Origin of the sequence: Actinocorallia sp. API 0066, from assembly GCF_020991275.1 — a bacterium.
Lineage (GTDB): Bacteria > Actinomycetota > Actinomycetes > Streptosporangiales > Streptosporangiaceae > Actinocorallia.
On sequence record NZ_JAJLQY010000001.1, the window covers coordinates 108,619 to 134,950 of the forward strand.

Below are 26,332 nucleotides of genomic sequence, written 5' to 3' on the forward strand. Positions count from 1 at the left end.
CACGCGGCCGCCGACCAACCGAGGGGAAAGAAAGCTGTGACGGTTTCCTTGCAGAAGGGCCAGCGGATCTCGCTGAGCAAGCCGGGAGGGGGCGGGCTGACGCTGGTCCGGATGGGCCTGGGCTGGGACGCGGTGAAGAAGAAGGGCTTCTTCGGCTCGCGTGAGCAGGACATCGACCTCGACGCGTCGGTCGTGGTCTTCGCCGACCAACAGGTCGCCGACGTCGTGTACTTCGGCCAGCTGACGAGCCGCGACGGCTCGATCCGGCACACCGGCGACAACCTGACCGGCGCGGGCGACGGCGACGACGAGTCGATCATCGTCGACCTGTCGCGCGTCCCGGTGCACGTGACGGCGCTCGTGTTCGTGGTGAGCTCCTTCCAGGGCCAGACGTTCAACCAGGTGGAGAACGCCTTCTGCCGCCTGGTGGACGAGACGACCCAGGCCGAGCTGGCCCGCTACACGCTCACCGGCGGCGGCGCCCACACCGGCATGGTGATGGCCCGCCTGTACCGGCACGGCCAGGAGTGGAAGCTCGGCGCGATCGGCGAACCAAGCCAGGGCCGCACCTTCCAGGACATGCTCCCGGCGATCGCCGCCCACGCCTGACGCGGTGACCGCCCTCGTCCGCGGGGCCAACGCCCCCCTGCGCGCCACAAGGGTCACCGTCACCCACACTTGTGCGCGCCCGGTCGACCTGAGCGCGCTGCTGGTCGGCCGGGATCTCCGGGTGCGGTCGGACGACGACCTGGTGTTCTACAACGCCCCGGTCGCGTCCGGCGTGCGCTGGAGCCAGGAGGCGCTGGAGATCGATCTGGCCGCGCTGCCCGGCGACGTGCACGCGGTGCTCGTCGCGATGAGCCTTGCCGACGCCGCGCCGTTCGCGACGGTCCCGCCGCCGACGGTGCTGGTCGAGGAGCACACGTTCGCCATGGCGGGGCTCGCCGAGGAGACGGCCGTGGTCGCGCTGGAGCTGTACCGCCGCCAGGACGCCTGGAAGGTGCGGGCGGTGGGCCAGGGCTACGCGGGCGGTCTCGCGGCGCTGCTGGTGGACCACGGCGTCGAGGTGGACGATCCGGGGCCGCGCCCGCCGCGCCCGCCGCGGGTGGCGCCCGATCCGGTGCCGCCGCCGCCGAGCGAGCCCGCCGCGCCAGGCACGTCGCTGCCTTACGTGGATCGGGCCTGGATGGTCTGGGAGGACGCGAGCCGTTCCCTGGATTCCTACCGGGGTTCGCTGGAGCACGCCCTGGCCGTCCGCGACGAGGAGGTGACGGGCAGGGCGCCGCGCGGCAGGGCGCAGCAGCTGATGGACGCGAGTCTGGAGCGGCTCACCACCGACATGGCGCAGTTGGCGGGCGAGCTCGCCGCGCACGAGGGTGTGGTGGGCGCGGAGGTCGCGCCGTTCGCCGGGCCGTCCTGGCTGACGTGGCAGCCGCCGGAGAAGGTCGGGCAGGGCATGCTGCTCGGCCACCTGGACGCCGACGAGGTGTCCACGCCGCGTATCCCGCTGATCCTGCGGGTGCCGTTCGGCAGGCCGGTGTGGCTGAACCGGGGCGTGGTGCCGCGCGATTCGGTGGCGTTCGCTTGGTCGCTCGTCACCCGGTTCCTCGCCGCGGTGCCGCCGGGCGCGGTCGCGCTCGACGTGATCGACCCGACGGGCCTGTCCGGCGCGGGCTGGATCAACGGGCTGCCGCGGCCGGTGCTGGACTTCCTGTGCGGCGGCGGTGTCGCGTCGGGCCCGCAGGCGGGGCAGCGTCTCGACAGGCTGCTCGACCTGGTGGATCTGCGCGCGATCAGCGGTGAGGAGGACCAGTTGCTCGGCGGCACGCCGCCGGTGCGGCTCGTTGTCGTCTTCGACGTCGGCGCGGCGCTGGACGAGTACGGCGACAGGCTGATGCGGCTGGCGAAGGAGGGGCCGCCGCTGGCCGTCCCGGTGATCTGTGTGGAGACGGAGACGCCGACGGGCGAGTCGGTGCGCGCGATGCGGATCAAGATGGCGGGCAACACGCTGCCGTCGGACGAGGGCACGTTGAGCGACCCGTGGGTCGGCGGCACCTGGACCCTCACCCCCGATCTCCTCCCGGACGCGGCCCTCGACCGTCCGCCCGCGCTGCTCACCCACGTCCTGAACACGCACGCCAAGGTGCTCGGCTGACCTTCCGGGTCGGCCGGGCGCCGCACCCGCCTCGGGGGAGGTGCTTCCGACGCGCCTGTACGCCGCGCTCCGTCCGCCGGACGCCGCGCTCGCCGAGCTGGACGCCGCCCTGCGTCCCGTCCGGGCGGCCCACCCCGGCCCGCGCTGGACGGCCCGCGCCTCCTGGCACCTGACGCTCGCCTTCTACGGCGACGTCCCGGACGAGGCGGCCGCCGCCCTACCGGCCCTCCTTGCCGAAGCCGCCTCCGACACCCCGCCTCTACGCCTCGCCTTCACCGGCTCCGGCTCCTTCCCCGCCCGCAACCCCCGCGTCCTGTGGACGGGCCTGCACGGCGACCTGGCCCCCCTCACGTCCCTCGCCGGAGCCTGCGCCGACGCCGGGTCCCGCCTGGGCCTCCCGACGCCCGACCGCCCCTTCCAGCCCCACCTGACGCTCGCCCGCACCCGCACCCCCGGCGACCTCACCACCCCCGCCGCCCTCCTCCACCCCCTCACCGGCACCCCCTGGACGACGGCCGCCTTCACCCTCGTCCACAGCCACTTCCCCCACCCCGGAACCACCCCCCTCCACACCTTCCCCCTCACCGCCCCACCGGACGGCGAAGGCTAGATCTCGGGGGGTGGGGCGGCGGAGCCGGCGGAGTCGGGGGGGCCCCAGGGGAGGCCGTACTGTTCGCAGGCGCGGCGGAGTTCGGCGAGGTCGGGGGCGAAGGAGACGCGGCGCAGGACGCGGCCGCCGGGCGACCAGACGACGAGGCGGGGCACACCCTCGCCGGAGTGGTCGATGCCGACGCCGCCGACGGTCTCCCGGCGCAGGCTCCAGTCGGTCCGGCCGAGCCTGGTCACCGAGGCGATGCCGTGCACGGAGACGCGCAGCTGGGAACGGTTCCGGTCGTAGAACCAGGCGCCGACGAACCCGATGAGCAGCCCGAGCGGCACCGACCAGGCCATGACGGGGCTGAACCCGAGGAACACCCAGGCGACCGTCACGGTGACCAGGAGCGTCACGGCGGCCGTCACCCCGTACGCCCACAGGCGGGCGCGCGGCGTGGCGTCCAGGAGCGCGCCAGGCCCGCCCTCGGGGGTCGGGAGCGGCGCCGGGTCCTCTGCGGCGAGGGTGGAGACGGCGCCGTGGAAGGCGGCGCTGAGATAAGCGTCATACTCCGCGTCGGTGACAGGCAGGCCGACGGCCCGCGCCTTCTCCCGCAGATCGGTACGGGCGATCCGGAGCGCCTTGAGCGGCGCCGCGAGGAACTCCTCACCCTCGGTGTCGTAGACCCGCAGCCAGGCGTGCCCGTCGACGGTGAGCAGTTCGACCACGCCGATCCGGTCGGCGGGCATCTTCAGCATGACGTCGCCCGCCATGTCGGCCCAGCCGAGGCCGTCCTCGCCGACGACGAGCCGCCCGCCGGGCACCTGGGAGAAGATCTCCGGCAGCCCGTCGAGCCCGTACTCGGACGGCCGGGGCGCGGCGGGCGCGGTCGAGACGACCCGGTACCCGTGCTCGTCCAGGGTGTGCGCGAGCTGGAACTCGTCGACGCCGCGCGCGTGCAGTTGGGCGACGACCCGTAGCCGGTGGTCGAACACGACGGCCGTAAGCGGCGCGTACTCAGGCTCGCCCGTCAGGGGGTTCAGTTCGGGTCCCGGCCCGAGCAGCAGCGCCCCGATGGACGCCGCGGGCACGTCCTGCACGCCGTCGGCGGAGATCGCCCAGGTGACGGGCGCCGTCCGCCGCAGCCGCCGCCGGACGCCGAGCGCGGCCAGTGCCCCGCCGAGCGCCCACAGCCCCGCGCCGAACCGCGCGGACATCGTCTCAAGCCCCTGGACGGCCGAGACGACGACCATGAGCCAGGCGAGCGTGACGGCGGTGCCGCCGAGCAGGGCGGCGCGCAGCCGGGCCGGTCCGTCGCCCTGGGAGGCGAGCTTGACGGGTTCGCCGGACGGCGTCGAAGGCTCCACCACGGCTGACATCAACGCGGCCTCGACGTCCAGGTAGTCCTGTTCCTCATCGAGGTCGGGAGCGAAGTCGGAGTCCACGACCCGGATGGGGATGCCGAGCCGCCGCGCGGTCACAAAGAACGCGTGCGGCTCGAACCCCATCTCGGGCAGCGTGCCGAGCTGGGTGGTGCCGAACTTGTGGTGCACGGTGAGCACCTGCTCGTCCGCGCTGATCGACAGCTCCTGGACGCGTCCGGGCGCGTAGGACTGGGCGACGCGCCCGTCACGGTCGAGGAGTTCGAGTCCGGCCGCGGACAGCCGCCAGCGGGGCCCGGGGCGCGGGCCCGGCATGAGCAGGGGCAGGGCCGCGAAGCCGAGCACGAGGGCCGCCCACAGCCAGGACGGCCTGAGCGGGATGAGTGCGACGGCGAAGGCGAGCAGGGCGAAGGGCGCGCCGCCGGGCGGGCGACGGCCCTCGGCCCTCAGGCCGACGAGCTCGTGGTCCACAGGAGGAATAGTGACACGCTCCACTCACTTTCGTCTGCGCCCGAAGACCACCGCGGCCAGCAGGACGCCCGCTAGGACGAACAATCCGACGCCCTTATTAGTTCCTGTTGTGTCCGAATCCCCCGAGGCGTTCTCCGCGGTCTCCGCCGGGGACGGTTGGGGGAGCGCGTCGTCGGGAAGGGGAACCCGCCACACCTTGCGGTCGGCGCCCTCCGAGCTGATCAGGAGGGCCTTCCCGTCGGCCGTGTAGGTGATCCCCTCGCCTTGTTCCTGGTTGGGCAGCGAGATCCTGTCGATCCGCTCTCCGGGGGCCTTGTAGAGGGTGGCCGAGCCGTACCCCCTGATGACGAACGTGCTGCCGTCCGGGGAGAACGCGCCGTCCGTCGCGAACGAGTGGGCGGGCCCGACAGGGCGCAGGACGTTCTTGGCCGACGTGCTGAGCTTCTTGGGCGCCCGGTACAGGGTGCCGCTTCCGAGCTGCTTGGAGGCGATGTAGAGGCGGTTGTCGCGCGGGTCGATCAGGAGGGACTCGGCGTCTCGGGGGCCGTCCTCGTAGGTGAAGCGGAAGGCCGTCACGGGGAGGGTGGCGTCGCGTAGGCGGGCGGGTTCAGGGATGCGGAAGACGGCGACGTGCGGCCAGGCGCCGCGCAGGTTGTCGCCGATGTCACCGAGGAACAGGGCGGGCCTGCCCTGTTCGTCACGGCCCAGGGCCATGCCCTCCCAGTCGCGCGCGGTGATCCCGTCAAGGGTGAGCACCGCCTTGGTCCGCCCGGTGGCGATCTCCACCGCGAACACCTGGGCGAGGCCGCCCGAGTCGTTGTGGGTGTACACGATCCCCGGATGCCGCTGTGAGGCGGCCAGGCCGGACGACTCGGTGATCCTGGCGTCCTGGAAGCTGAACGCCACCTGCGGATCGCCGCCGCTCCCCAGGGGGAGAGCGGCGGCGAGCAGGACTGACGTGAAAGGGCTCACCGCAGCAACGTACCCAGCACCACCGCCAGGACGAGCAGGGCGAGGATGGTCGGCAGGAGCCAGCGAGTCGGGCGGTACACGGCACTGAGCCTACGGCCGGTCCCGGGATGCCCCGGACGGGGGCTTCCCGAAGCGGTTACAGGCGCTCCAGCACGTAGTCGACGCAGGCCGTCAGCGCCTCGACGTCAGCGGGGTCGATGGCCGGGAACATGCCGACCCGGAGCTGGTTCTTGCCCAGCTTCCGGTACGGCTCGGTGTCCACGATGCCGTTGGCCCGCAGCGTCTTGGCGATCGCGGCGGCGTCCACGCCCTCGGCGAAGTCGATGGTGCCGACGACCTGGGAGCGCTGCGCCGGGTCGGTGACGAACGGGGTCGCGACCTCGGACTTCTCGGCCCAGCCGTACAGCCGCTGCGCGGAGTCGGCGGTCCGGGACGTGGTCCAGGCGAGGCCGCCGTTGGCGTTCATCCACTCGATCTGCTCGGCGAAGAGCAGCGCGGTGCCCACGGCCGGGGTGTTGTAGGTCTGGTCCTTGGAGGAGTTGTCCACGACGGTCTTCAGGTTGAAGAACTCGGGGATGTACCGGCCGGTCGCGGCGATCTCGTCGATCCGGGCGAGCGCCTTGGGCGAGACGAGCGCGACCCAGAGGCCGCCGTCGGCCGCGAAGCACTTCTGCGGGGCGAAGTAGTAGACGTCGGTCTCGGCGACGTCCACGGGCAGGCCGCCCGCGCCGGAGGTGGCGTCCACCAGGACCAGCGACTCGTCGTCCACGACCCGCCTGATCGGCATCGCGACGCCGGTGGAGGTCTCGTTGTGGGTGAGCGCGTAGACGTCCACGCCCTCTTCGGGACGCGCCTGCGGGTGGGTGCCCGGCTCGGACGAGATCACGGTGGGCTCGTCCAGCCACGGCGCGCCGGAGACGACCTTGCCGAACTTGGACGAGAACTCGCCGAACGACAGGTGCTGCGACTTGGCCCGGACCAGGCCGAACGCGGCGGTGTCCCAGAAGGCGGTGGTGCCGCCGTTGCTGAGGAGCACCTCGTAGCCGTCGGGAAGCTGGAACAGGTCGGTCAGGCCGGAGCGGATCCGGCCGAACAGCGACTTGACCGGCTTCTGCCGGTGCGAGGTGCCGAAGTAGGTGCTGCCGGACTCGTACAGCGCCTTGAGCTGCTCGGGCCGTACCTTGGACGGGCCGCAGCCGAATCGGCCGTCGGCGGGCTTGATCTCAGCGGGGATGACGATGTCGCTCACGTCAGGACAGCCTACGTGACTCCTGCTCGGTGTCCGGCGCGCGGTACCTGGCCAGGGCCGGGAAGGCCGCGCCGACGACCACGACCAGCACCGCGCAGGCGAGCCCGCCCACGACCCACGACACGCCCGCGCCGAACGCCACGGCCATCAGCCCGGCCCGCAGGTCGCCGAGCCGGGGCCCGCCCGCGACGACGACGGTGAAGATCCCCTGGACGCGGCCGCGCATCTCGTCGGGCGCGTAGGTCTGCAGGATCGTCTGCCGGAAGACGGCCGAGACGAGGTCCGCCGCGCCCCCCAGAGCCAGCAGGAGGACCGCGAGCCACAGCGAGTGCTGGAGCCCCGCGACGGCCACCGCGAGCCCCCACAGGACGATCGAGACGATGAGCGCGAGCCCCTGACGGCGGACCCGGCCGATCCAGCCGGAGAACAGCCCGCCGAGCACCGCCCCGATCCCGATGGCCGCGTAGAGCCAGCCGACCGCGAATCCGCCGTCGGGCGTGTCGCCGAACCGGGTCTCGGCCAGTTCGGGGAAGAGCGCCCGAGGCATGGCGACGCCCATCGCGATGATGTCCACGACGAACGAGAGCAGCAGGACGGGCTGCGTCCACAGGAAACGCAGGCCGTCAAGGACGGAGCGCAGTCCTGGCGTCCCCAGGGCGGCCTCGCCGTGCGGCGGGATGGGCGGCAGCCGGAAGGCGGCCCACAGCATGACGGTGAAGAGCACGGCGTCCACCGCGTAAGCCCACGCGTAGGAGCCGACCGCGAGGATCACGCCCGCCAGGAGCGGCCCGCCCAGGATCGCCGCCTGCGTGAACGTGTAGGTGAGCGTGTTGGCCGCCGGGATGTCCGCGGGCTTGAACAGCCGGGGGATGATCGCGCCGCGGGTCGGCGACGACACGGCGAACCCCGTGGCCTGGAGCGCGGTGATGACCATGATGATCCACAGCTGGCCGAGCCCCAGCACGGCCTGGAGGAGCAGCGCGAGGGTGGCGGCCCACGTCAGGGCCGAGGACCACAGGAGCAGGCGCCGCCGGTCCATGTGGTCGGCGACCGCGCCGCCCCACAGCCCGAAGACGATCAGCGGCGCCAGCGTCACCACGCTGAGCGCGCCGACCCAGAAGGACGACTCGGTGAGCCGCCAGACCTGGACGGGCACCGCCACGGCCGTCACCTGGAAGCCGACGAACGACACGCCGTGCCCGATCCACAGGCGCCGATAGGCGGGGTCGCGTAGGGGGCGGGTGTCCAGGAAGAGGCGACCGCTCACGGGGCCAGGCGCTCCCGCCGCCAGCCCTCGCCCGCGCGGGTGTAGCGCAGCCTGTCGTGCAGCCGGTCGGGACGGCCCTGCCAGAACTCGACGTACCGGGGCACCACGAGGTAACCGCCCCAGAACCCCGGCACGGGCACCCCGTCCGCTTCCGGCCAGCGCGCCGACAATTCGGCGAACCGATTCTCCAGCGCGGCCCGGTCGGCGATCACCTCGGACTGCCGGGAGGCCCACGCGCCCAGTTGCGAGCCGTAAGGGCGCGACCTGAAGTACTCGGCGGACTCCTCGGCGGGCAGCCTGGTGCACAGCCCTCCGACGATCACCTGACGGTGCAGGGGATGCCATGGGAACAGGAGGCTCGCCTGCGGGTTCTCGTCAAGATCGGTGCCCTTGCGCGATGTGTGATTCGTGAAGAACCGGAAACCATCGGACTTGAAGCCTTTGAGCAGGACGGTCCTGGCGCGCGGCTCCCCGTCGGCGGAGGCGGTCGCGAGCACCATCGCGTTGGGCTCGGGCAGGCCCGCGCTCACCGCGTCCGCGAACCAGCCGGTGAACAGCGCGAACGGCTCGGCGGGCGCGGATTCTTCGGCGAGCTCTCCCATGTCGTAGGAGATCCTGAGATGGGCGGGGTCCGCGAGAGAACGATCCACGGTCGTCAAGCCTCTCATCCCGGAGTCGGCGCGCCGGGAGCGCGGGGGGTACTGGACGGTGACGGGCCGGGGTTCAATGGCCGGACACCGATCGCGGGGAGCGCCGTGCCCCCGGAAGGGAAGGCCGCATGAGTGACTTCAAGCCGGGCCTCGAAGGGGTCGTGGCGTTCGAGACGGAGATCGCCGAGCCGGACAAGGAAGGCGGCGCGCTCCGCTACCGGGGCGTGGACATCGAGGATCTCGTCGGGAAGGTCTCCTTCGGCAAGGTGTGGGGCCTGCTGGTGGACGACTCCTTCGATCCCGGCCTCGCGCCCGCCGAACCGCACCTGCTTCCCGTCCGCTCGGGCGATGTGCGGGTGGACGTCCAGGCGTCGCTGCCCACTCTCGCGCCGCTCTACGGCATGCGGCCCCTGCTGGACGTCTCGGACGCGGAGGCGCGCGCCGACCTGGCGAGGGTCTCCGCGCAGGCGCTGTCGTTCGCCGCGCAGAGCGCCCGGGGCCTGGGCCTGCCCGCCGTCCCCCAGCGCCTCGTGGACGCCGCCGAGGGCGTCACCGGGCAGTTCATGGTCCGCTGGCGCGGCGAGCCCGACCCGGCCCACGTCAGGGCCATCGACGCCTACTGGGTGTCGGCCGCCGAGCACGGCCTGAACGCCTCGACGTTCACCGCGCGGGTGATCGCCTCCACCGGCGCGGACGTCGCGGCGGCCGTCTCCGGGGCGGTCGGCGCGATGTCGGGGCCGCTGCACGGCGGCGCGCCCGCCCGGGTGCTCCCGATGATCGAGAAGGTCGAGCAGTTGGGCGACGCGCGCAAGGTCGTCGCCGGGATTCTGGACAGCGGCGACCGCCTCATGGGCTTCGGCCACCGGGTCTACCGGGCCGAGGACCCCAGGGCGAGGGTGCTGCGCCGGACGGCCCGGGAGCTGGGCGCGTCCCGCTACGAGGCGGCCAAGGCGCTGGAGGACGCCGCCCTGGCGGAGCTGCGCGAGCGCCGTCCCGACCGGGCGATCGAGACGAACGTGGAGTTCTGGGCGGCGGTGGTCCTCGACTTCGCCGAGGTGCCCACCGCGATGATGCCCGCGATGTTCACCTGCGGCCGGACGGCCGGGTGGGCGGCGCACATCCTGGAGCAGAAGCGGACGGGTCGGCTGGTGCGGCCCAGCGCCCGGTACGTCGGGCCCGGAAACCGTCCGATCCGTGACGTGGCGGGCCACTCCGGCGACACGGAATAACCCGGTACCCCGAAAACGCTGAACAAAGCCCGGAGACTCGGGCATCTGGAGGGTGGTCGAGAAGTAGACTGCGACCTGGAGAGTGGAGGGACCTTGAGCTCACACGGACTGATCGACACCACGGAGATGTATCTCCGCACGGTGTTCGAGCTTGAGGAAGAAGGCATCGTCCCGCTGCGGGCCCGGATCGCCGAGCGGCTGTCGCAGAGCGGTCCGACGGTGAGCCAGACGGTGGCCCGGATGGAGCGCGACGGGCTGTTGCGCGTCGAGGGCGACCGGCATCTTGTGCTGACCGAATCCGGCCGCGAGCTCGCCGTCCGTGTGATGCGCAAGCACCGCCTCGCCGAGTGCCTGCTGGTCAACGTGATCGGCCTGCCTTGGGAGGACGTGCACGCCGAGGCGTGCCGCTGGGAGCACGTGATGTCCGAGCAGGTGGAGGCCCGTCTGGTCGCCCTGCTGGACAACCCGACGACGTGCCCGCACGGCAACCCGATCCCCGGTCTTGAGGAGTTGGGCGGCACCGCGGCCACCGCGGTGGAGCCGCTCACGGCGATGACGACCGCCGCCACGCGCGACGGACAGGCCGCCGTGATCCGCAGGATCGGCGAACAGGTCCAGGGCGATCACGACCAAATGCTTAAACTCAAGCAGATCGGGATACAACCCGGACGCGAGGTGACGCTCGCGGTAGGCGACGACGATGGTGTGCGAGTTATCTGTGACGACTCCGGGGACGGTCCTGAGACAGAGCTGCCACGGCGTATCGCCGAGCACGTCTTCGTCGCGAAGCTCTGACATCTTGGCCGACGATCTCCGTGGTTTCTCCGCGACGGGTCCGGTGTTCATCGTTGAATGGGCGCCGGAGGTGAGCGGATGAGCCAGTGGGGGGACGCGGAAGGCGAGGATCACGCCTTCGACGCGGAACTGCCGCCGGAGACGGTGTTCAACCAGATGGAGATGGCGGTCATCGTCACCGACCGCTTCAGCAACGTCATCTCGTTCAACGCGTTCGCCAGGAAGCTGTTCGGCTTCGGCGGCGACGAGTTCATCGGGCAGAGCGTGCTCTCGCTGGGCATCGCCGAGGAGGACCACGACCAGGCGCTCGACCTGGCGCGGCACGTCCTCAAGGGCGGCGTCTGGGAGGGCACGTTCTGCAACCTGCGCGACGACGGCACGCCGGTGTACACGCGGGCGCAGGCCGTCCCGCTGCGGCACCCGTCCGGCTCGATCGACGGGGTGGCGATCTTCGCCCGCGAGGCGCTGCGCAGCAACCAGCGCGAACAGGACCGCTACGGCCTCCTCGACCGCGTCGGCACCCGTCTGGCCGCGTCCCTGGAGCTCGACGTGACGCTCCGGGCGGTCGCCGCGACCCTCGTCCCGCAGTTCGCCGACCACCTCTTCATCGACCTCGTGACGGCCGACAAGCTGGTCCGCCGGGTCGCCGAGCACACCCGCGGCTGGGCGCCGCCGCCCGGCACCTGGGCCGAGGCCGGCGAGCAGGTCGACTACCCGCCCGAGCACCACGCGGCCAAGGCGATCCGCCGCCGCGACGCGGTGCTGGTGGAGTCGGCGCAGCCGGGCGGCGAGTTCGGCGTCACCTCGGTGATCGCCGCGCCGCTCGTGGCGCGCGGCGAGGTGTTGGGGGTGATGAGCCTGGCCCTGTCCAACCTGGGCCGTAGACCCGACCCCCACTACGACGAGTTCGACAGGGCGCTGGTCGGCGCGATCGCCTCGCGGGTGGCGCTGTCGATAGACAACGCGATGCTCTTCGAGGAGGAGCGGGAGACGGCGCTGGCGTTCCAGCGGCAACTGCTGCCGGGTGAGCGCCCGCCTGATCTCGACGGCCTCCAGATCGCCTGGAGGTACGAGCCCGCCCGTCCGCTGGAGGCGCACGGCCAGGGCATACAGACCCAGGTCGGCGGCGACTGGTACGACGTGATCCCGCTGTCGGCGGGCCGCGTCGGCATCGTCATCGGCGACGTCGAGGGCAGGGGCGCGCGGGCCGCCGCCGTCATGGGGCAGCTCCGGGCGGCGCTGCGCGCGTTCGCGCAGGACGACAAGTCCCCGGCCGACATCATGCGCAAACTGGACGAGTGGACGCGCGGCATGGTCCGCCCCGACGCGCCGCGCCCGCCGCTGGTGTCCTGTAGCTACTTCGTCTACGACGCGTGGTCGCGCGAGCTGACCTGGGCGAACGCGGGCCACCACCCGCCGCTGCTCGTTGTGGGCGACGCCGTCGGCGACCTGGATTTCAGCCGCTCGACGGGCGCGCTGCTCGGCATGCGCTCGGCGGGCATGGGCGGCGACGCGGTCTTCGAGGAGGAGACCGTCGTGCTGGCCCCCGGAAGCACCCTCGTCCTGTACACCGACGGCCTCGTCGAGCGGCGGCCCAAGCCGGACGGCAGCCTGCACAGCGACGACGAGTCCCGCGCGTTGGTCCGCGGCGCCGTCGGGACGGCCTCCGCGCACGGGGTCGAGGCGGTGGCGCACGCCGTGTTCTCCGCGGTGCCCGGCGAGATAGACGACGACATCGCCCTCGTCGTCATCCGGACCGCGCCCGAGGAACTCGCCGTCCGCGAGCGCACCTTCCCGAGCGAGCCGATCATGGTGTCCGAGGCGCGCCGCCTGGCGTCCGAGACGTTCACCGCCTGGGGCCTTTCCGAGGACGACGCCGAGACGGCCTGCCTGCTCGTCTCCGAGATCGTCACCAACGTCGTGCTGCACGCCACCAACGTCCCGGCGCAGAAGCGCGCGCTGGTCGGCGCGCCCGAACTGTCCTTCGACGAGGACGACTGGGATCTCGGCGGCGGCCTGGGCCGTCCCGAGCCGGTGAAGCCCGAGTTCCGGCTCCGGCTGCGCAAGGGCGCGCGCGCCCTGTGGGTCGAGGTCTTCGACCCGGACCTCCGGCTGCCGCGCATCCGCAACGCGGGCGAGACGGACGAGGGCGGGCGCGGCCTCTACCTCGTCGACCAGATCGCCGCCCGCTGGGGCTCGCGGCCCACGCCCAGCGGCAAGGCCGTCTGGTTCGAACTGCCCCTCGACTGACCCGGCGTCAGGCGGGGCGGGCCACCACGTGCGCCCACGTCTGGGTGAACCACAGCTCGCCGCCGACGATGCGGGGGCGGGCGCCCGTCTTGGGGCCGCCGTCCACCTCGGCGAGCAGGACCTCGCGCAGCCGGTCGGCGATGCGCGGGTCGGGGGCGGCGGCCAGCCAGGGCGCGGCCGGGCGCTCCACGCTGAGGAGGTCCATGCCGGTGACGCGCCCGCCCGCCCGCCCGACCATCGCCAGCAGGTCGTCGATGCGGGGGATGGCCCGGAAACCGGGGTCGCGGACCCGCTCCAGCGCGTCGCGGTGGTCGCTGGACAGGTTGGTGCGGGCCAGATCGGCGACGACGACACGGCCGTCACGGCGGCAGACCCGCAGCATCTCGCGCAGCGCGGCCGCCGGATCGGCCAGGCGGCCCAGCGCGAACCTGGCCGTGACCAGCGAGAACGTGCCGTCCGGGAAGGGCAGCGCGGTCGCGTCGGCCGGGAACTCGCCCGACCTCGTCCCGATCGCCGCCGACGTCACCCGGGCCACCCTGCCCTCCAGGGCGAGCGCCATCGGGCTCGGGCCGTGGCACACGTCGAGGACGTGGTCGGCCGGGGACGGCTCGGCGAAGTCCGCGAGCCGTTCCAGGAAGGTGGAAAGGGTCCCGGGTGCGGTGGCGGTAGGCGACACGGCGGGCTCCCTCCCCAGGCATGGTCAACTCGATGAGACGTCGGGGAGAGCCGTACGGTTCGCTTTCAGTTGAGTGCGTCTCCCCACAGCGCGAGGACCACGAGCACAAAGACGATCGCCACCGAGGAGGCGAGCGGCGCGGGCAGCCGTAGCTTCAGCGCCGTCCAGCGGACGCAGAAGGCGGCGAGGATGGCGAGCAGCGCGAGGGTGACGATCCCGTCCATGCGCCCACAGTAGACGGCCGGGGAGAACCTTGGCGGCCTCCGGGGATTGCCCGGCGGCGCGCTCAGGGTAGGCGTCCGGTGAGGCGCGGGAGGGGGCGCATGGGGCGGCATGACGGGCGGACGGCGCGCGGCCGGGTCTGGATCGTCATCCTTGCCCTGATGCTGGGCACCCTGCTCGGGGCGCTCGACCAGACGATCGTCTCCACCGCCCTGCCTACGATCGTGAGCGAGTTCGGCGGCCTGAACCATCTGGCTTGGGTCGTCACCGCGTACCTGCTGGCGAGTACGGCTTCCACGCCGCTGTGGGGCAAGCTCGGCGACCAGTACGGCCGCAAACCCCTGTACCTGACGGCCATCGTGGTGTTCCTCATCGGCTCCGCGCTGTGCGGGGCGGCCTGGGACATGCCCTCGCTCATCGTGTTCCGCGCGCTCCAGGGACTCGGCGGCGGCGGGCTCATCGTGCTCGGCATGGCGATCGTCGCCGACGTGGTGCCGCCCCGCGAACGCGGCACGTACCAGGGGTTCTTCGGCGCGGTGTTCGGCCTGGCGAGCGTGGCCGGACCGCTGCTCGGCGGATTCTTCGTGGAGAACCTGACCTGGCGGTGGGTGTTCTACGTGAACCTGCCGATCGGGGCGTTCACCTTTGTGCTGGTGCTCATGGTGCTGCACGGCAAGCGGGACAGGACAAGGCACCGGATCGACTACGCGGGCACAGCCGCGATCGCCGCCGCCGCGGTCTGCCTTGTCCTCGGGACGACGTGGGGCGGCACCGAGTACTCGTGGGGCTCACCCGTCATCATCGGGCTGTTCGCCGCCGCCGTGGCGCTGCTCGTGCTGTGGTGGTTCATCGAGAGGCGGGCCGCCGAACCGGTGCTGCCCCCGCACCTGTTCCGGAACCCCGTCTTCACCGTCTCCGGGTTCCTCGCCTTTGTCATCGGGTTCGCGCTGTTCGGGTCGGTCACTTATCTGGCTGTCTACTTCCAGGTCGTCAAAGGGGTCTCGCCTACGTTGTCGGGGCTGAGCCTGCTGCCTCTCATGGCCGGGGTGCTGGCGACGTCGATCCTCTCCGGGCTGCTCATCACCCGGACGGGGAGATACCGGGTGTTCCCCATCGTCGGGACGGGCCTGATGACGGTCGGGCTGTTCCTGTGCTCGCGCCTCACGCCTTCGACGTCGGTGCTGGAACAGAGCGTCTACCTTGCCGTGCTGGGGGTGGGCCTGGGGTGCGTCATGCAGGTGCTCATCATCGCGGTGCAGAACTCCAGCCCGTACGAGGACCTCGGGGCCGCCACGTCCGGGAACACGTTCCTGCGCTCGATAGGCGGGTCGTTCGGGGTCGCGGTGTTCGGGACGGTCTTCAGCAACCAGTTGGCTTCGAACGTCGCGCGGGCACTGCAAGGCATCCAGTTGCCTGCCGGGGTGGACCCCGCGGAGTTGCAGCAGAACTCCTCCGTGCTGCGCAGGCTGCCGCCCCAGGAGTCGGCCGCGATCCTAGGCGCCTACGCCGACGCCATCCAGACGGTCTTCCTGTACGCGGTGCCCGTCACGGCACTCGCGTTCGTCGCAAGCTGGTTCCTCAAGGAAGTCCCCCTGAAGACCGCCACAAGGGAGGCGGGCATAGGCGAGAGCCTGGGCGCCCCCACCGAACGCTCGTCCCGCGCCGAGCTGGAGACCTGCCTGGCCCGCCTCCTCCGCCGCGACCCCACCGCCCGAGTCCTCTACGGCCAGCTGGCCGCCCGAGCGGGCCTGGACCTCCCGGCCGGAAGCATCTGGGCCCTCTGCCGCATCGCCCAGGCCGGCGTCATCACCGGCCGAGACCTAGCAGGCCAAGCCGAAACCACCCGAGAAAAAGGCCGCCACTACGTAGACGAACTAGTCGCCGAGGGCCTGGTAAACCGAGACGGCGAAGCCCTAGTCATCACCAACACCGGCCGAGCCTACGCCGAACGCATCTGGCAAACCCGCCGCCGCGCCCTAGACCACCTCCTAGACGGCTGGAACCCCACCCACCACCCCGAACTAACCACCCTCCTAGACCAAATGAGCCGAGACTCCCTAGGCACCCCCAAAGACCTCACCACCCTCTCCCCCTAACCCCCCATCACAGCCGCTCCACCCTCTCCACCGTCCCACCCGTCGCTCCGCAGCACGCCCGCCCGTCCAGCAGGTGCCACCACGCCGCGTCGACCCGGCACAGGTAGCCGTCCGCCGTGTGCCGGTCCGCCAGCGTCTCCGCCTTCAGCTGCGCCACCAACCGACACCCACGATGCGTCGGAGCCTGGCCGGGGGTGGGCGTGTGGTGGGTCACCTTCGACTTGGGGGGTACCGGCGGGTAAGGTGGTACTGACACCGAACATGATTCGGTTCCGGGACGGAACCCACCCCTAGTTTTGGAGGCGCAGTGGCCGAGGCTTACATCGTCGGAGCGGTCCGTACCCCCGTCGGTACCAAGAAGGGCGCGCTTGCCGGAGTCCACTCGGCGGACCTTGGCGCGCACGTGCTCAAGTCGCTCGTCGAGCGTACGGGGATCGACCCGTCGGCCGTCGAGGACGTGATCATGGGCTGTGTCATGCAGGTCGGCGCGCAGACCCTGGACGTCGCGCGGACCGCGTGGCTGTCGGCGGGACTGCCCGAGAGCGTGCCCGGCGTCACCATCGACCGGCAGTGCGGCTCGTCGCAGCAGGCCGTGCACTTCGCCGCGCAGGGCGTCCTGTCCGGCACCCAGGACCTCGTCGTCGCCGCGGGCGTGGAGAACATGGCGGCGGTGCCGATGGGCGCCTCCGTGCCGTTCACCGCCGAGGGCCCCACCGCGGGCCTGCCCTGGGGCGGGGGCTGGGGCGAGCGCTACGGCAAGCAGGAGATCTCCCAGTTCCGCGGCGCCGAGCTGATGGCCGAGAAGTGGGGTCTCACCCGCGACCAGCTTGAGGAGTTCGCCCTCGAGTCCAACGTGCGCGCCGGCAAGGCCATCGCGGCCGGGTACTTCGACCGTGAGATCGCCCCGCTGGCGGGCGTCGAGCGCGACGAGTGCGCGCGCCCCGACACCACGCTGGAGAAGATGGCGGGCCTGAAGACGCTGCGTGAGGGCGGCGTCATCACCGCCGCCGTCTCCTCCCAGATCGCGGTCGGCGCCTCCGCGCTGCTCATCGCCTCCGAGGAGGCGGTGAAGACCCACAACCTGAAGCCGCGCGCGCGCATCCACACCCTCGCCCTCGCGGGCTCCGACCCGGTCTACATGCTGACCGGCCCGATCCCGGCGACCGAGAAGGCCCTCAAGAAGTCCGGCCTGACGATCGACGACATCGACGTCACCGAGATCAACGAGGCGTTCGCCCCGGTCGTCCTGGCCTGGCAGCAGGAGATCGGCGCCGACCCGGCCAAGGTGAACCCGAACGGCGGCGCGATCGCCCTCGGCCACCCGCTGGGCGCCACCGGCGGCATCCTCATGGCCAAGCTCCTGCACGAGCTGGAGCGCACCGGCGGCCGCTACGGCCTCCAGACGATGTGTGAGGGCGGCGGCCAGGCCAACGCCACCATCATCGAGCGCCTCTGACCCCTCAAGGGTGACGCGTCGTAGGCCGGGACGGGCCATCGCCGTCCCGGCCTCCGTCTTTTCCGCGTGCTGCTTCCCTGTGCTCTCTTTGTCGGTGGGGCACCGTCGTTTCACCGGGACGAGGGGGACGCGCGGCTAGGGTCCTGACCCATGGCGGATGAGACCACCCCTGCGACCCCTGTGACCAGCGCCTCGACCTCGCCGTCGGCGCCCGTCCCCGCTGCTCCCGCGCCCGCGACGGCGCCGGTGGCGGACGCGCCGAAGCGGCCCGCCAAGGCCAAACGCCGCAAGTCGGTGCCGTCGATCTTCCCGATGCCGGGCAAGGCACAGCCCGAGGCCGCCGACGGAGTCGACGGAACCGCTTGACCGGGCGGCGCCGAACGGTGTTCGCTTTCCGTGATGGACGAGACACGCAGACCCACGCTGATCGCGTCGGTGCAACGTGCGCTCCGCCTCCTGGAGGCCGTCGCCGGGCATCCGTCCGGCGCCCCGGCCAAACTCCTGGCGCGTGAGGCGGGGCTGCCGCTGGCCACCTCCTACCATCTGCTGCGCACCCTCGCCCACGAGGGCTACGTCGTGAAGCTGCCCGACGGCGCGTGGCTGCTCGGCGCGCGTGTCGGCGAGCTGCACGGCAGGGCGGGCGGCCAGGTGCTGCTCGGCAGGGTCCGCCCGATCCTGGACGACCTGCGCAAGTCGCTCGGCGCGGCCGCCTACCTCGCGGTGCACCAGGACGACGAGATCCGGCTGATCGACGTCGCGGACTCGCCGCGCACCCCGCGCGTCGACCTCTGGGTCGGCTTCGACGAGGCGGCCCACGCCACCGCGATAGGCAAGTGCCTGCTCGGCCAGCTCGACGACGAGAGCCGGCGCGACTACCTGTCCCGGCACCCGCTGGTGTCGCTGACCCGCAACACCATCACCGAGCGGGAACGCCTGGAGCGGGCCCTCACGCCCGACGGCATCGCGATGGACCGCGAGGAGTACGCGCTCGGCACCGGATGCGCCGCGGTGCCCGTCACGGACGCCGAGGGCGCCGTGGTGGGCGCGCTTGCCGTCTCGTGCCGGCCGCAGCGCCTGGGCCGTCTCACGGCCGACCAGGCGCCGCTGCGGGCCGCCGCGGCCCGGATGGGCAGGGTGCTCGCGCTCGCTTGATCCCCGCGGCGCGGGCCGCCACTGTAGGCTCGGATGCCGTGTCCGAGAAGAACCAGCCGGTCCAGCCCGCCGCAGGTGAAGGCGCCCTGGAGAACCACCTCGGTGGCGACGAGGCGCGCAACTACCGCAAGTACGAGTACGACATGGTCGCGCCGCACGTCGGGCGGTCGCTGCTGGAGATCGGGTCGGGACTCGGCCACTTCTCCGAGCAGTTCGCCGGACGGCTCGACTACCTCGCCGTGAGCGACAACGACCCCTACTGCGTCGAGCAGCTCGCCAAGCGCTACGCCGACGACTCCGGGGTCGAGGTGCTCTCGCTGGCGCTGCCCGCGAAGGTCGGCATCCGCCAGAAGGTCGACACGGTCGTCATGATGAACGTCCTGGAGCACATCGCCGAGGACGTCCAGGCGCTGCGCGACCTCGCGGCCGTGGTGGAGCCCGGCGGCCGGATCGTCATCTGGGTGCCCGGCTACATGCAGCTTTATGGGGACTTCGACCGCAAGGTCGGGCACGTCACCCGGTACACGCCGAAGACGCTCGGGAAGACGATCGCCGAGGCCGGGCTCGAAGCCGAGGTGCTGAAGCCGATCAACTTCCTTGGCGGCATCGCCTGGTGGGCGGCGGTGCGCCGGGGCGGCGTCGGCTACCCGGACCCGCGCCTGGTCAAGATCTACGACCGCACGGTGATCCCGACGACCAGGTTCCTGGAGCGGCTGTTCCGGCCGCCGTTCGGGCAGACGGTCTTCGCGGTCGCGAGAGTCCCGGGCTGACAAGGCCGAACGTGTTCCAGCCGAGCCGCGGCGCCCGCCGGAAGGCCGGTCGCCGTTCGACCCGGTCGGCCTTCGGCGTCGTGGCGGCCGTCGGCGCGGGCGCCGTCCTGGTGCTCGTCATCGCCGCCGCCCTGCTCCACGACGAGCCGCCGCCGCCCGCCGCACCGCGGACCGACCCGGCGTCGGCGAGCGGGGGAGGGCCGCCGCGAGGCGTGTTCCCGCGCGCCTTCGCCGGGACGTGGCGGGGCGCCCTCGCCACCGACGACGGCGGCTGGGAGGTGCAGCTCGCGCTTCCGCTCGGGGAGGGCACCGGATCCGTCCGGTACTACCAGCACGGCGCGCTGGAGTGCCGCGGCACCGTACGCCACCTCGCCCAGCGCCGCACCGTGCTGCGCCTGGAGGAGCGGACCCCCAACTGCGACCCCAACAAGTCGGGGATCGTGCGGCTCACCGTCGAGGGCGACCGGCTGCGGCACGCCTGGTTCGCCGACGCCGACGACCTCGCGCAGGACGCGCCCTCGTTCCACGGGGTCCTGGACCGGGTCGGCTGACCTGCCCCTGGACGGCCCTCAGACGTGCGCCAGGGCCGCGATGGAGTCGTCGTCGCAGGTGGCGAAGAACTCGCCGGCGACGTCCTCCAGATGGCCCAGGGACTCCGCGCGGAACAGGTCCGTCTGGTACTTCGTGATGTCGTAGGCGGTCGAGCCCATCGCGCGGACGTCCAGCGGGTGGATCGACATCGAGCGGAACTCCTCGATCTCCCCGTAGGACGACAGGATGCCCGCGCCGTACGCCTTGAGTTCGCCGTCCTCGTCGACGACGCCGAACTCCAGGGTGAACCAGAAGACCTTGGAGACGAACTCCAGCGCCTCTTCCGTCTCGATCCTGCGGGCGGCGTCTCCGGCGGCCCGGTAGAGGGCGGCGTACCTGTCGGACGCCAGGGCGTTGCCGTGCCCGAGCACCTCGTGCAGGACGTCGGGCTCCGGCGTGTAGAAGGGCGTGCTGTGGTGGCGGATGTACTGGGTGGCGTGGAAGAGGGAGTCGGCCAGGGAGCCGTAGAACTCCCGCAGGGGCACCAGGCCCGCCGCCGGTAGGTAGTTGAACCCGGTGAGGGCCCCGAGGCGGCCGGAGACCTCGCGGAGCTGCGGGATGCGGTCGGCGGGCAGGCGGAGCCGCGCCTTGGCGTCCAGGTACTCGGCGGCGGCGTAGCGCCGGTGCTTGGCGTCGAGCTCGGCCGACACCAGCCGCCACACCTCGTGCTCCTCGGGCGTGTAGGCGGCCTCCGGCAGCGGGTCGCCCCTGCGGTGCTCAAGGGCGAGCCGGGCGATGGCGTTGCGGCGCTCCCGGTACACGGGGTCGGCGAACCCGGGGTGCCCGCTCGCCAGCTCGACGGTCACGGCGCCGTGCTCGTCCCGGGTCACGGGCGCGAAGTACTGTGCCTCTTCGAACATGTCGGCCTCCTCCTCGTCGCGGAGCCGATTACGCGTCCTGGTTCCATCATGCGCCGTCTGTCCACAGGCCGGGATCACGGGGTGGATCGGCCGGGTTACGCTGGGTCTCCCGGTTTGGCGGATCCGCCAAAGAAGGCGGGCTCCCCCAGGGGGGCGTTGTCCGGATATCCGCAGTTCGCGGGCCGGGTTTGGTGGGAGGCGGGCGGATGACGGATGCTGTGGCGGTGACGAGTACCAGAGAGCTCAGGGGCGTGCTGCACGGCCTGCCGGGCGTCGACGAGGTCGGCGCGAAGGCACGCGCGGCCCGTCTCGGCACCCGGTCGATCAAGAACGACACCAAGGCGGCGGCGATCGACCTGGCCATCTCCATGGTCGACCTGACCACCCTGGAGGGGGCCGACACGCCGGGCAAGGTCCGGGCCCTGTGCGTCAAGGCCGTCCGGACGGCGCCGGGCGCGCCGACGGTCGGGGCCGTGTGCGTCTACCCGGATCTGGTGAAGGTCGCCGTCGAGGCGCTGGCGGGCTCCGGCGTCGGGATCGCCTCGGTGGCCACCGCGTTCCCGGCGGGCCGCGCCCCGCTGGAGGTCAAGCTCGCCGACACCCGCCGCGCGGTCGCCGACGGCGCCACCGAGATCGACATGGTGATCGACCGCGGCGCGTTCCTGACCGGCGACTACGGCAGGGTCTTCGACGAGATCACGGCGGTGAAGGAGGCGTGCGGGGAGGCGCATCTCAAGGTCATCCTGGAGACGGGCGAACTCGCCACCTACGACAACGTGCGGCGCGCGTCCTGGCTGGCGATGCTGGCGGGCGCCGACTTCATCAAGACGTCCACGGGCAAGATCCAGCCCGCCGCCACCCCGCCGGTGGTGCTCGTCATGCTCCAGGCGGTCCGCGACTTCCAGGCCGAGCACGGCAGGGTCGTCGGGGTGAAGCCCGCGGGCGGCATCCGCACCACCAAGGACGCGCTGAAGCTGCTCGTCCAGGTGAACGAGGTCGCCGGGCCGCGCTGGCTCGACCCGAGGCTGTTCCGCATCGGCGCCTCCAGCCTCCTCAACGACCTGCTCATGCAGCGGGAGAAGCTCGCCACCGGCGTCTACTCCGGCCCCGACTACTTCACGCTGGACTAGCCATGATCTTCGACACCGGGTACGCGCCCGCCCCCGAGTCCACCTCCGTGGTGGACCTCCGGGCGTCCTACGGGCTGTTCATCGACGGCGGGTTCGTCACGGGCAAGGAGACCTTCCCGACGATCAACCCGGCCACCGAGGAGACCCTCGCGGAGGTCGCCCTCGCCGGGGCCGGGGAGGTGGACGCGGCCGTCGCAGCCGCGCGGACCGCTTACGAGAACGTCTGGGGGCCGATGCCGGGCGCCGAGCGCGCCAAGTACCTGTACCGGATCGCCCGGATCATCCAGGAGCGGTCGCGCGAGCTGGCCGTGCTGGAGACCCTCGACAACGGCAAGCCGATCCGGGAGACCCGCGACGTCGACCTCCCGCTGGTCGCCGCGCACTTCTTCCACTACGCGGGCTGGGCCGACAAGCTGGAGTACGCCGGGTACGGCACCACCCCGGTCGGGGTCGCGGGCCAGGTCATCCCGTGGAACTTCCCGCTGCTCATGCTGGCCTGGAAGATCGCGCCCGCGCTGGCCTGCGGCAACACCGTGGTCCTCAAACCCGCTGAGACGACTCCGCTGACGGCTCTTGCCTTCGCGGAGATCTGTCAGCAGGCCGAGCTGCCTGCGGGCGTCGTCAACATCGTCACGGGCGCGGGGGAGACGGGCCGTCTCCTGGTGGAGCACCCGGGGGTGGACAAGGTCGCCTTCACCGGGTCCACCGAGGTGGGCAGGCAGATAGCGCACGCGCTGGCGGGCACGTCCAAGCGGCTCAGCCTTGAGCTGGGCGGCAAGGGCGCCAACATCGTCTTCGACGACGCGCCCCTGGACCAGGCGGTCGAGGGCGTCGTCAACGCGATCTTCTTCAACCAGGGGCACGTGTGCTGCGCGGGCTCCCGGCTGCTCGTCCAGGAGTCCGTGGCCGAGGAGCTGCTGGCGAAGCTGCGGGCCCGGATGGAGACGCTCGTCGTGGGCGACCCGCTGGACAAGAACACCGACGTCGGGGCGGTCAACTCCGCAGCCCAGCTCGCCAGGATCCGGGAGCTCGTCGCATCGGGCGTCGAAGAGGGCGCCGAGCCGTGGTCGCCGCCGTGCGCGCTGCCCGAGCGCGGGTTCTGGTTCGCGCCGACGGTCTTCACTTGCGTCGCCGCCAGCCACCGCGTCGCCCGGGAGGAGATCTTCGGGCCCGTGCTGTCCGTCCTCACCTTCCGCACGCCCGAGGAGGCCGTGGAGAAGGCCAACAACACCCCCTACGGGCTGTCGGCCGGGATCTGGACGGAGAAGGGCTCCCGCATCCTCGCCGTCGCCGAGAAGCTGCGCGCGGGCGTGGTGTGGGCCAACACGTTCAACCAGTTCGACCCCGCGTCGCCCTTCGGCGGCTTCAAGGAGTCCGGCTACGGGCGCGAGGGCGGCAGGCACGGGCTGGAGGCGTACCTTGCCCAAGGCTGACAAGAAGAACAAGAAGCCGAAGAGGACGGAAGGCGGACCGGTGCGGCTCAGCGTGCGCAAGACCTACAAGCTGTTCATCGGCGGGGCCTTCCCGCGCTCGGAATCCGGCAGGTCCTACGTGGTGCACGACGCCGACGGCGCGTTCCTGGCCAACGCCTCCCTCGCCTCCCGCAAGGACGTCCGCGACGCCGTCGTGGCCGCCCGCAAGGCGTTCGGGCCGTGGGCGGCGCGCACCGCCTACAACCGTGGCCAGATCCTCTACCGGATCGCCGAGATGCTGGAGGGGCGGCGCGCCCAGTTCGTCGCCGAGCTGCGCGCCACCGGCCGGTCCGCCGAGGCGGCCGGGGCCGAGGTGGACGCCGCGGTGGACCGCTGGGTCTGGTACGCGGGCTGGGCCGACAAGGTCGCCGCCGTCGCGGGCAACCCCAACGCGGTCGCGGGGCCGTTCCTGAACATCTCCACGCCGGTGCCCACCGGTGTGGTGGGCGTGCTCGCGCCGGAGGGGTCGCCGCTGCTCGGGCTCGCCTCGGTGCTGGCGCCCGCCATCGCGACGGGCAACACCGCCGTCGCCGTCGCGGACTCCCCGCTGGTCGCCGTCACGTTCGCGGAGGTGCTCGCGACGTCCGATTTGCCGGGCGGCGTCGTCAACATCCTCACCGGGCACCGCGCGGAGCTCGCGCCGTGGCTCGCCGGGCACATGGACGTCAACGCGCTCGACCTCGCGGGCGCGTCTGCGGAGCTCGCCGCCGAGTGCGAGCGGGCGGCGGCGAGCAACCTCAAGCGGGTGCTGCGCCCCGCTGACGAGGACTGGCACGCCGACCCCGGGCTGCGCCGTCTCACCGCGTTCCTGGAGACGCGCACGGTGTGGCATCCGGTCGGTGTCTGACGTTCCGTCGCGGCGTGTCCGCGTCATGCCGGTTGCCGACATGATGGGAACGGCGTCGGTATTTCGGCGTTCTGCGGTTTAAAGCCGCAGGTCACGGGCTATCTCCCCGTTACCTGATCACTACGGGGGGATGGATCAGTGGCTACCAACAACACGAGGCGTGCGACCACTCGCCGTAGTTCTACGACGAAGCGCACGTCGGCCGCCCGGAAGACGGCCGCAAGCAAACCCGCGTCCAAGCGCACGAGCGCCGCCGCGCGCACGACCGGCACCCGCGTCACCGCGCGTGCCGCGTCCTCGCGTGCGACGACACCGCGCTCGGCTTCGGCGCGTTCCACCGCGTCGCGCGGCACCGCGTCCCGCACCGGGACGTCCCGCTCGCGCACCACGACGGCCCGCAAGACCACGTCCGCGGCGGCGCGCAAGCCCGCCGCGAGCCGGGCCACCACCACCCGGGCGACCACGAGCCGCACGACGACGGCCCGCGGCACCGCGAGCCGGTCCACCGCGGGGCTCACGCCCGCCAGGGCGGCGACCAAGGTGAACTCCGCCGCCACCAAGATGACCTCGGCCACCACCAAGCTCACGGCGGCCGCGACCAAGGCCGGCACCTCGGCCAAGTCGATGAACACCGCGATGACCGCGATGAAGTCGGCGACCCGTTCGATGGCGACGGCAGCCAAGGCGATGTCCGACGCGGCGAAGGCGCTCAAGACCGTCAAGGCGACGGCCGCCGCGCCCGCCCGCCGCACCACCACGACCCGCGCGACGGGCACCCGGACCACCGGCACCCGCGCGACGGGCACCCGCGCGACGCCCACCAGGGCGGCGTCCACCCGCAAGACCACCACCCGCGCGTCGTCTGGAACGCGCACGGCGGCGGCCCGCAAGCCCGCCACCCGCACCACCGCGAGCCGGACCGCCGGCACCCGCGCCACCGGCACCCGCACGACGGGAGTGACGCGCAAGGCGGCCGCAGGCGCCCGCAAGACGACCGCGACCCGGGCCAGCGCCGCGCGCAAGCCCGCCGCCACCCGGGCCCGCGCCACCGCGACGACGACGGCCGCGAGCCGCACCCCCGTGGTGCGGACCAAGGCCACCCGCCGGACCGAGGCCCACGAGGTCGTGCCCGGCGACCCGGAGGTGATGAAGGAAGAAATGGCGGAGGGCGATGACGGAGAGTCGACGGTCCTGCGCGGTCTCTCCGGCCTGTTCAGCCGCACCTGACACCACACCACCGCGGCCCCCGTCCCATCCCGGACGGGGGCTGTGTCTATTGGGCGACACGCGGGGGGTGGGTAAAGGGTTGGTGGGGTGGGTGTGGCGGGGTTGCGTGGGGGTGGGGGCGGCCTAGCGTCGTGATCATGCGTCTGGGGATCGCCGCCGTCGGCTCGTTGACCGTGCTGCTCACGCTGGTGCCGGGGGTGCCCGCGCGGGCCGAGACAGGGTTCCGTGACTCGGGACGCGACGTGCGCGTCCTCCAGACGCGGCTGAAGCGCCTCGGGTTCCCGCCGGGGCCCGTCAACGGCCGCTACGGCAAGGAGACCAGGTCGGCCGTCTGGGCGTTCCAGAAGGCCAACGGCCTCAAGGCGACGAACCAGATCAACAGGCGCACCGCGCGCGCGCTGTGGCAGCCGCGCAAGCTCAGGCCGCTGGTACGCGGCGCGCACGGCCGCCGGATCGAGATCGACCTGCGGCGGCAGCTCCTCACCGTCTGGCAGGGCCGCAGGCCGCTGCTGGTCAGCCACATCTCCACCGGCGCGAACAAGTACTACTGCGACAACGGCGTGTGCGGCTTCGCCAGGACGCCGATCGGCGACTTCCGCGTCACCCGCAAGATCAAGGGCTGGCACACCGGACGGCTCGGCTCCATGTACTACCCGGCGTTCTTCGTCGGCGGGGTGGCGCTGCACGGCTCCACCGCCGTGCCGGGCAGGCCCGCCTCACACGGCTGCGTCCGGATCCCGCTGCACAACGCCAAGCGCGTGTACCGGCTGGTGCGGATCGGCACCCCCGTCCACGTGCGCAACCCCGACAGGCGGCGCTGA

At 72.3% G+C, this 26,332-nt stretch carries 27 protein-coding genes; 17 read left to right on the forward strand and 10 right to left on the reverse strand.

The annotated features are described in order from the left end of the window. Window positions 1–36 precede the first annotated feature (36 nt). From LO762_RS00515 to thpR, 3 genes are read left to right on the forward strand one after another with little or no spacing between them, the layout of a single operon-like run. Window positions 37–609: a TerD family protein gene (locus tag LO762_RS00515; protein ID WP_230611269.1), complete on the forward strand. Its 573-nt coding sequence runs from the start codon at window positions 37–39 to the stop codon at window positions 607–609. Between the two features lie 4 nt (window positions 610–613). Next, window positions 614–2,155: a TerD family protein gene (locus tag LO762_RS00520; RefSeq protein ID WP_230611271.1), complete on the forward strand. Its 1,542-nt coding sequence runs from the start codon at window positions 614–616 to the stop codon at window positions 2,153–2,155. A gap of 40 nt (window positions 2,156–2,195) precedes the next feature. Further along, window positions 2,196–2,765 (forward strand): RNA 2',3'-cyclic phosphodiesterase, encoded by a 570-nt coding sequence (gene thpR / locus LO762_RS00525; RefSeq protein WP_230611274.1) that lies wholly within the window; start codon window positions 2,196–2,198, stop codon window positions 2,763–2,765. Here the strand turns inward: thpR and LO762_RS00530 are convergent. From LO762_RS00530 to pdxH, 5 genes are all read right to left on the reverse strand, one after another. Beyond that, window positions 2,762–4,600 carry a hypothetical protein gene (locus tag LO762_RS00530; protein ID WP_230611277.1) on the reverse strand — a complete coding sequence of 613 codons (1,839 nt, stop codon included), beginning with the start codon at window positions 4,598–4,600 and terminating at the stop codon, window positions 2,762–2,764. The two genes, thpR and LO762_RS00530, sit on opposite strands and share 4 nt — an antisense overlap. A 24-nt stretch (window positions 4,601–4,624) precedes the next feature. Beyond that, entirely contained in the window at window positions 4,625–5,572 is a 948-nt protein-coding gene (locus LO762_RS00535; protein WP_230611280.1) for a hypothetical protein, read from the reverse strand. 136 nt (window positions 5,573–5,708) lie between these two features. Continuing rightward, window positions 5,709–6,821 carry a phosphoserine transaminase gene (serC, locus tag LO762_RS00540; RefSeq protein ID WP_230611282.1) on the reverse strand — a complete coding sequence of 371 codons (1,113 nt, stop codon included), beginning with the start codon at window positions 6,819–6,821 and terminating at the stop codon, window positions 5,709–5,711. Between the two features lies 1 nt (window position 6,822). Then, on the reverse strand, window positions 6,823–8,088 hold the full coding sequence (locus tag LO762_RS00545; RefSeq protein WP_230611291.1) for an MFS transporter: 1,266 nt from the start codon (window positions 8,086–8,088) through the stop codon (window positions 6,823–6,825). Continuing rightward, window positions 8,085–8,738 carry a pyridoxamine 5'-phosphate oxidase gene (gene pdxH, locus LO762_RS00550; protein ID WP_230611293.1) on the reverse strand — a complete coding sequence of 218 codons (654 nt, stop codon included), beginning with the start codon at window positions 8,736–8,738 and terminating at the stop codon, window positions 8,085–8,087. The genes LO762_RS00545 and pdxH overlap by 4 nt, the downstream gene beginning before the upstream one ends. A gap of 128 nt (window positions 8,739–8,866) precedes the next feature. On the opposite strand from pdxH, the gene LO762_RS00555 reads away from it, so the two are divergent. The 3 genes from LO762_RS00555 (at window position 8,867) to LO762_RS00565 (ending at window position 13,012) form a co-directional block, all read left to right on the forward strand. After that, entirely contained in the window at window positions 8,867–9,967 is a 1,101-nt protein-coding gene (locus LO762_RS00555; protein ID WP_230611296.1) for a citrate synthase 2, read from the forward strand. A 93-nt stretch (window positions 9,968–10,060) separates the two neighbouring features. Further along, entirely contained in the window at window positions 10,061–10,762 is a 702-nt protein-coding gene (locus tag LO762_RS00560; RefSeq protein ID WP_255684329.1) for a metal-dependent transcriptional regulator, read from the forward strand. A 78-nt stretch (window positions 10,763–10,840) separates the two neighbouring features. Next, window positions 10,841–13,012 (forward strand): SpoIIE family protein phosphatase, encoded by a 2,172-nt coding sequence (locus tag LO762_RS00565; protein WP_230611300.1) that lies wholly within the window; start codon window positions 10,841–10,843, stop codon window positions 13,010–13,012. Window positions 13,013–13,019: 7 nt separating this feature from the next. On the opposite strand, the gene LO762_RS00570 is transcribed toward LO762_RS00565, so the two are convergent. Both LO762_RS00570 and LO762_RS00575 read right to left on the reverse strand, forming a co-directional pair. Further along, entirely contained in the window at window positions 13,020–13,688 is a 669-nt protein-coding gene (locus LO762_RS00570; protein ID WP_230611303.1) for a class I SAM-dependent methyltransferase, read from the reverse strand. A gap of 65 nt (window positions 13,689–13,753) precedes the next feature. Beyond that, on the reverse strand, window positions 13,754–13,912 hold the full coding sequence (locus tag LO762_RS00575; protein ID WP_230611306.1) for a hypothetical protein: 159 nt from the start codon (window positions 13,910–13,912) through the stop codon (window positions 13,754–13,756). 99 nt (window positions 13,913–14,011) lie between these two features. On the opposite strand from LO762_RS00575, the gene LO762_RS00580 reads away from it, so the two are divergent. Next, window positions 14,012–16,006, forward strand: a complete 1,995-nt coding sequence (locus LO762_RS00580) for an MFS transporter (protein WP_230611309.1) — start codon at window positions 14,012–14,014, stop codon at window positions 16,004–16,006. 7 nt (window positions 16,007–16,013) lie between these two features. Here LO762_RS00580 and LO762_RS00585 read toward each other — a convergent pair whose 3' ends face one another. Further along, complete coding sequence (locus LO762_RS00585) at window positions 16,014–16,163, reverse strand: hypothetical protein (RefSeq protein WP_230611312.1); 150 nt, start codon at window positions 16,161–16,163, stop codon at window positions 16,014–16,016. 150 nt (window positions 16,164–16,313) lie between these two features. On the opposite strand from LO762_RS00585, the gene LO762_RS00590 reads away from it, so the two are divergent. From LO762_RS00590 to LO762_RS00610, 5 genes are all read left to right on the forward strand, one after another. Continuing rightward, window positions 16,314–17,462: an acetyl-CoA C-acetyltransferase gene (locus LO762_RS00590; protein WP_230611315.1), complete on the forward strand. Its 1,149-nt coding sequence runs from the start codon at window positions 16,314–16,316 to the stop codon at window positions 17,460–17,462. A gap of 150 nt (window positions 17,463–17,612) precedes the next feature. Continuing rightward, window positions 17,613–17,828, forward strand: coding sequence for a hypothetical protein (locus tag LO762_RS00595; protein WP_230611318.1), 216 nt, complete (start codon window positions 17,613–17,615; stop codon window positions 17,826–17,828). 33 nt (window positions 17,829–17,861) lie between these two features. Continuing rightward, window positions 17,862–18,614, forward strand: a complete 753-nt coding sequence (locus LO762_RS00600; protein WP_230611321.1) for an IclR family transcriptional regulator — start codon at window positions 17,862–17,864, stop codon at window positions 18,612–18,614. Between the two features lie 38 nt (window positions 18,615–18,652). Continuing rightward, window positions 18,653–19,384 carry a bifunctional 2-polyprenyl-6-hydroxyphenol methylase/3-demethylubiquinol 3-O-methyltransferase UbiG gene (locus tag LO762_RS00605; RefSeq protein ID WP_230611324.1) on the forward strand — a complete coding sequence of 244 codons (732 nt, stop codon included), beginning with the start codon at window positions 18,653–18,655 and terminating at the stop codon, window positions 19,382–19,384. An 11-nt stretch (window positions 19,385–19,395) separates the two neighbouring features. Continuing rightward, window positions 19,396–19,935, forward strand: a complete 540-nt coding sequence (locus LO762_RS00610) for a hypothetical protein (RefSeq protein ID WP_230611326.1) — start codon at window positions 19,396–19,398, stop codon at window positions 19,933–19,935. Window positions 19,936–19,953: 18 nt separating this feature from the next. On the opposite strand, the gene LO762_RS00615 is transcribed toward LO762_RS00610, so the two are convergent. Beyond that, window positions 19,954–20,835 (reverse strand): phenylalanine 4-monooxygenase, encoded by an 882-nt coding sequence (locus tag LO762_RS00615; protein WP_230611329.1) that lies wholly within the window; start codon window positions 20,833–20,835, stop codon window positions 19,954–19,956. A gap of 206 nt (window positions 20,836–21,041) precedes the next feature. On the opposite strand from LO762_RS00615, the gene deoC reads away from it, so the two are divergent. From deoC to LO762_RS00630, 3 genes are read left to right on the forward strand one after another with little or no spacing between them, the layout of a single operon-like run. Then, window positions 21,042–21,965 (forward strand): deoxyribose-phosphate aldolase, encoded by a 924-nt coding sequence (gene deoC / locus LO762_RS00620; RefSeq protein ID WP_230611341.1) that lies wholly within the window; start codon window positions 21,042–21,044, stop codon window positions 21,963–21,965. Between the two features lie 2 nt (window positions 21,966–21,967). Then, window positions 21,968–23,398 carry an aldehyde dehydrogenase family protein gene (locus LO762_RS00625; RefSeq protein WP_230611344.1) on the forward strand — a complete coding sequence of 477 codons (1,431 nt, stop codon included), beginning with the start codon at window positions 21,968–21,970 and terminating at the stop codon, window positions 23,396–23,398. After that, window positions 23,385–24,284: an aldehyde dehydrogenase family protein gene (locus LO762_RS00630; RefSeq protein WP_230611347.1), complete on the forward strand. Its 900-nt coding sequence runs from the start codon at window positions 23,385–23,387 to the stop codon at window positions 24,282–24,284. Before LO762_RS00625 ends, LO762_RS00630 begins: the two co-directional genes overlap by 14 nt. Window positions 24,285–24,382: 98 nt before the next feature. Here LO762_RS00630 and LO762_RS00635 read toward each other — a convergent pair whose 3' ends face one another. Beyond that, window positions 24,383–24,997, reverse strand: a complete 615-nt coding sequence (locus tag LO762_RS00635; RefSeq protein ID WP_230611350.1) for a hypothetical protein — start codon at window positions 24,995–24,997, stop codon at window positions 24,383–24,385. Between LO762_RS00635 and LO762_RS00640 the strand changes: the two genes are divergently transcribed. Together LO762_RS00640 and LO762_RS00645 are read left to right on the forward strand one after the other, a co-directional pair. Beyond that, window positions 24,972–25,511, forward strand: a complete 540-nt coding sequence (locus LO762_RS00640) for a hypothetical protein (RefSeq protein WP_230611352.1) — start codon at window positions 24,972–24,974, stop codon at window positions 25,509–25,511. The genes LO762_RS00635 and LO762_RS00640 overlap by 26 nt on opposite strands. A gap of 137 nt (window positions 25,512–25,648) precedes the next feature. After that, window positions 25,649–26,332 carry a L,D-transpeptidase family protein gene (locus LO762_RS00645; protein WP_230611355.1) on the forward strand — a complete coding sequence of 228 codons (684 nt, stop codon included), beginning with the start codon at window positions 25,649–25,651 and terminating at the stop codon, window positions 26,330–26,332.

Bases quoted from the DNA above. Each gene is read 5' to 3' on its own strand.
- LO762_RS00555 (WP_230611296.1), top strand. From the start codon at position 8,867: ATGAGTGACTTCAAGCCGGGCCTCGAAGGGGTCGTGGCGTTCGAGACG.
- LO762_RS00565 (WP_230611300.1), top strand. From the start codon at position 10,841: ATGAGCCAGTGGGGGGACGCGGAAGGCGAGGATCACGCCTTCGACGCG.
- LO762_RS00575 (WP_230611306.1), bottom strand. From the start codon at position 13,912: ATGGACGGGATCGTCACCCTCGCGCTGCTCGCCATCCTCGCCGCCTTC.
- LO762_RS00580 (WP_230611309.1), top strand. From the start codon at position 14,012: ATGGGGCGGCATGACGGGCGGACGGCGCGCGGCCGGGTCTGGATCGTC.
- LO762_RS00595 (WP_230611318.1), top strand. From the start codon at position 17,613: ATGGCGGATGAGACCACCCCTGCGACCCCTGTGACCAGCGCCTCGACC.
- LO762_RS00600 (WP_230611321.1), top strand. From the start codon at position 17,862: ATGGACGAGACACGCAGACCCACGCTGATCGCGTCGGTGCAACGTGCG.
- LO762_RS00615 (WP_230611329.1), bottom strand. From the start codon at position 20,835: ATGTTCGAAGAGGCACAGTACTTCGCGCCCGTGACCCGGGACGAGCAC.
- deoC (WP_230611341.1), top strand. From the start codon at position 21,042: ATGACGGATGCTGTGGCGGTGACGAGTACCAGAGAGCTCAGGGGCGTG.
- LO762_RS00625 (WP_230611344.1), top strand. From the start codon at position 21,968: ATGATCTTCGACACCGGGTACGCGCCCGCCCCCGAGTCCACCTCCGTG.
- LO762_RS00640 (WP_230611352.1), top strand. From the start codon at position 24,972: ATGTCCGACGCGGCGAAGGCGCTCAAGACCGTCAAGGCGACGGCCGCC.
- LO762_RS00645 (WP_230611355.1), top strand. From the start codon at position 25,649: ATGCGTCTGGGGATCGCCGCCGTCGGCTCGTTGACCGTGCTGCTCACG.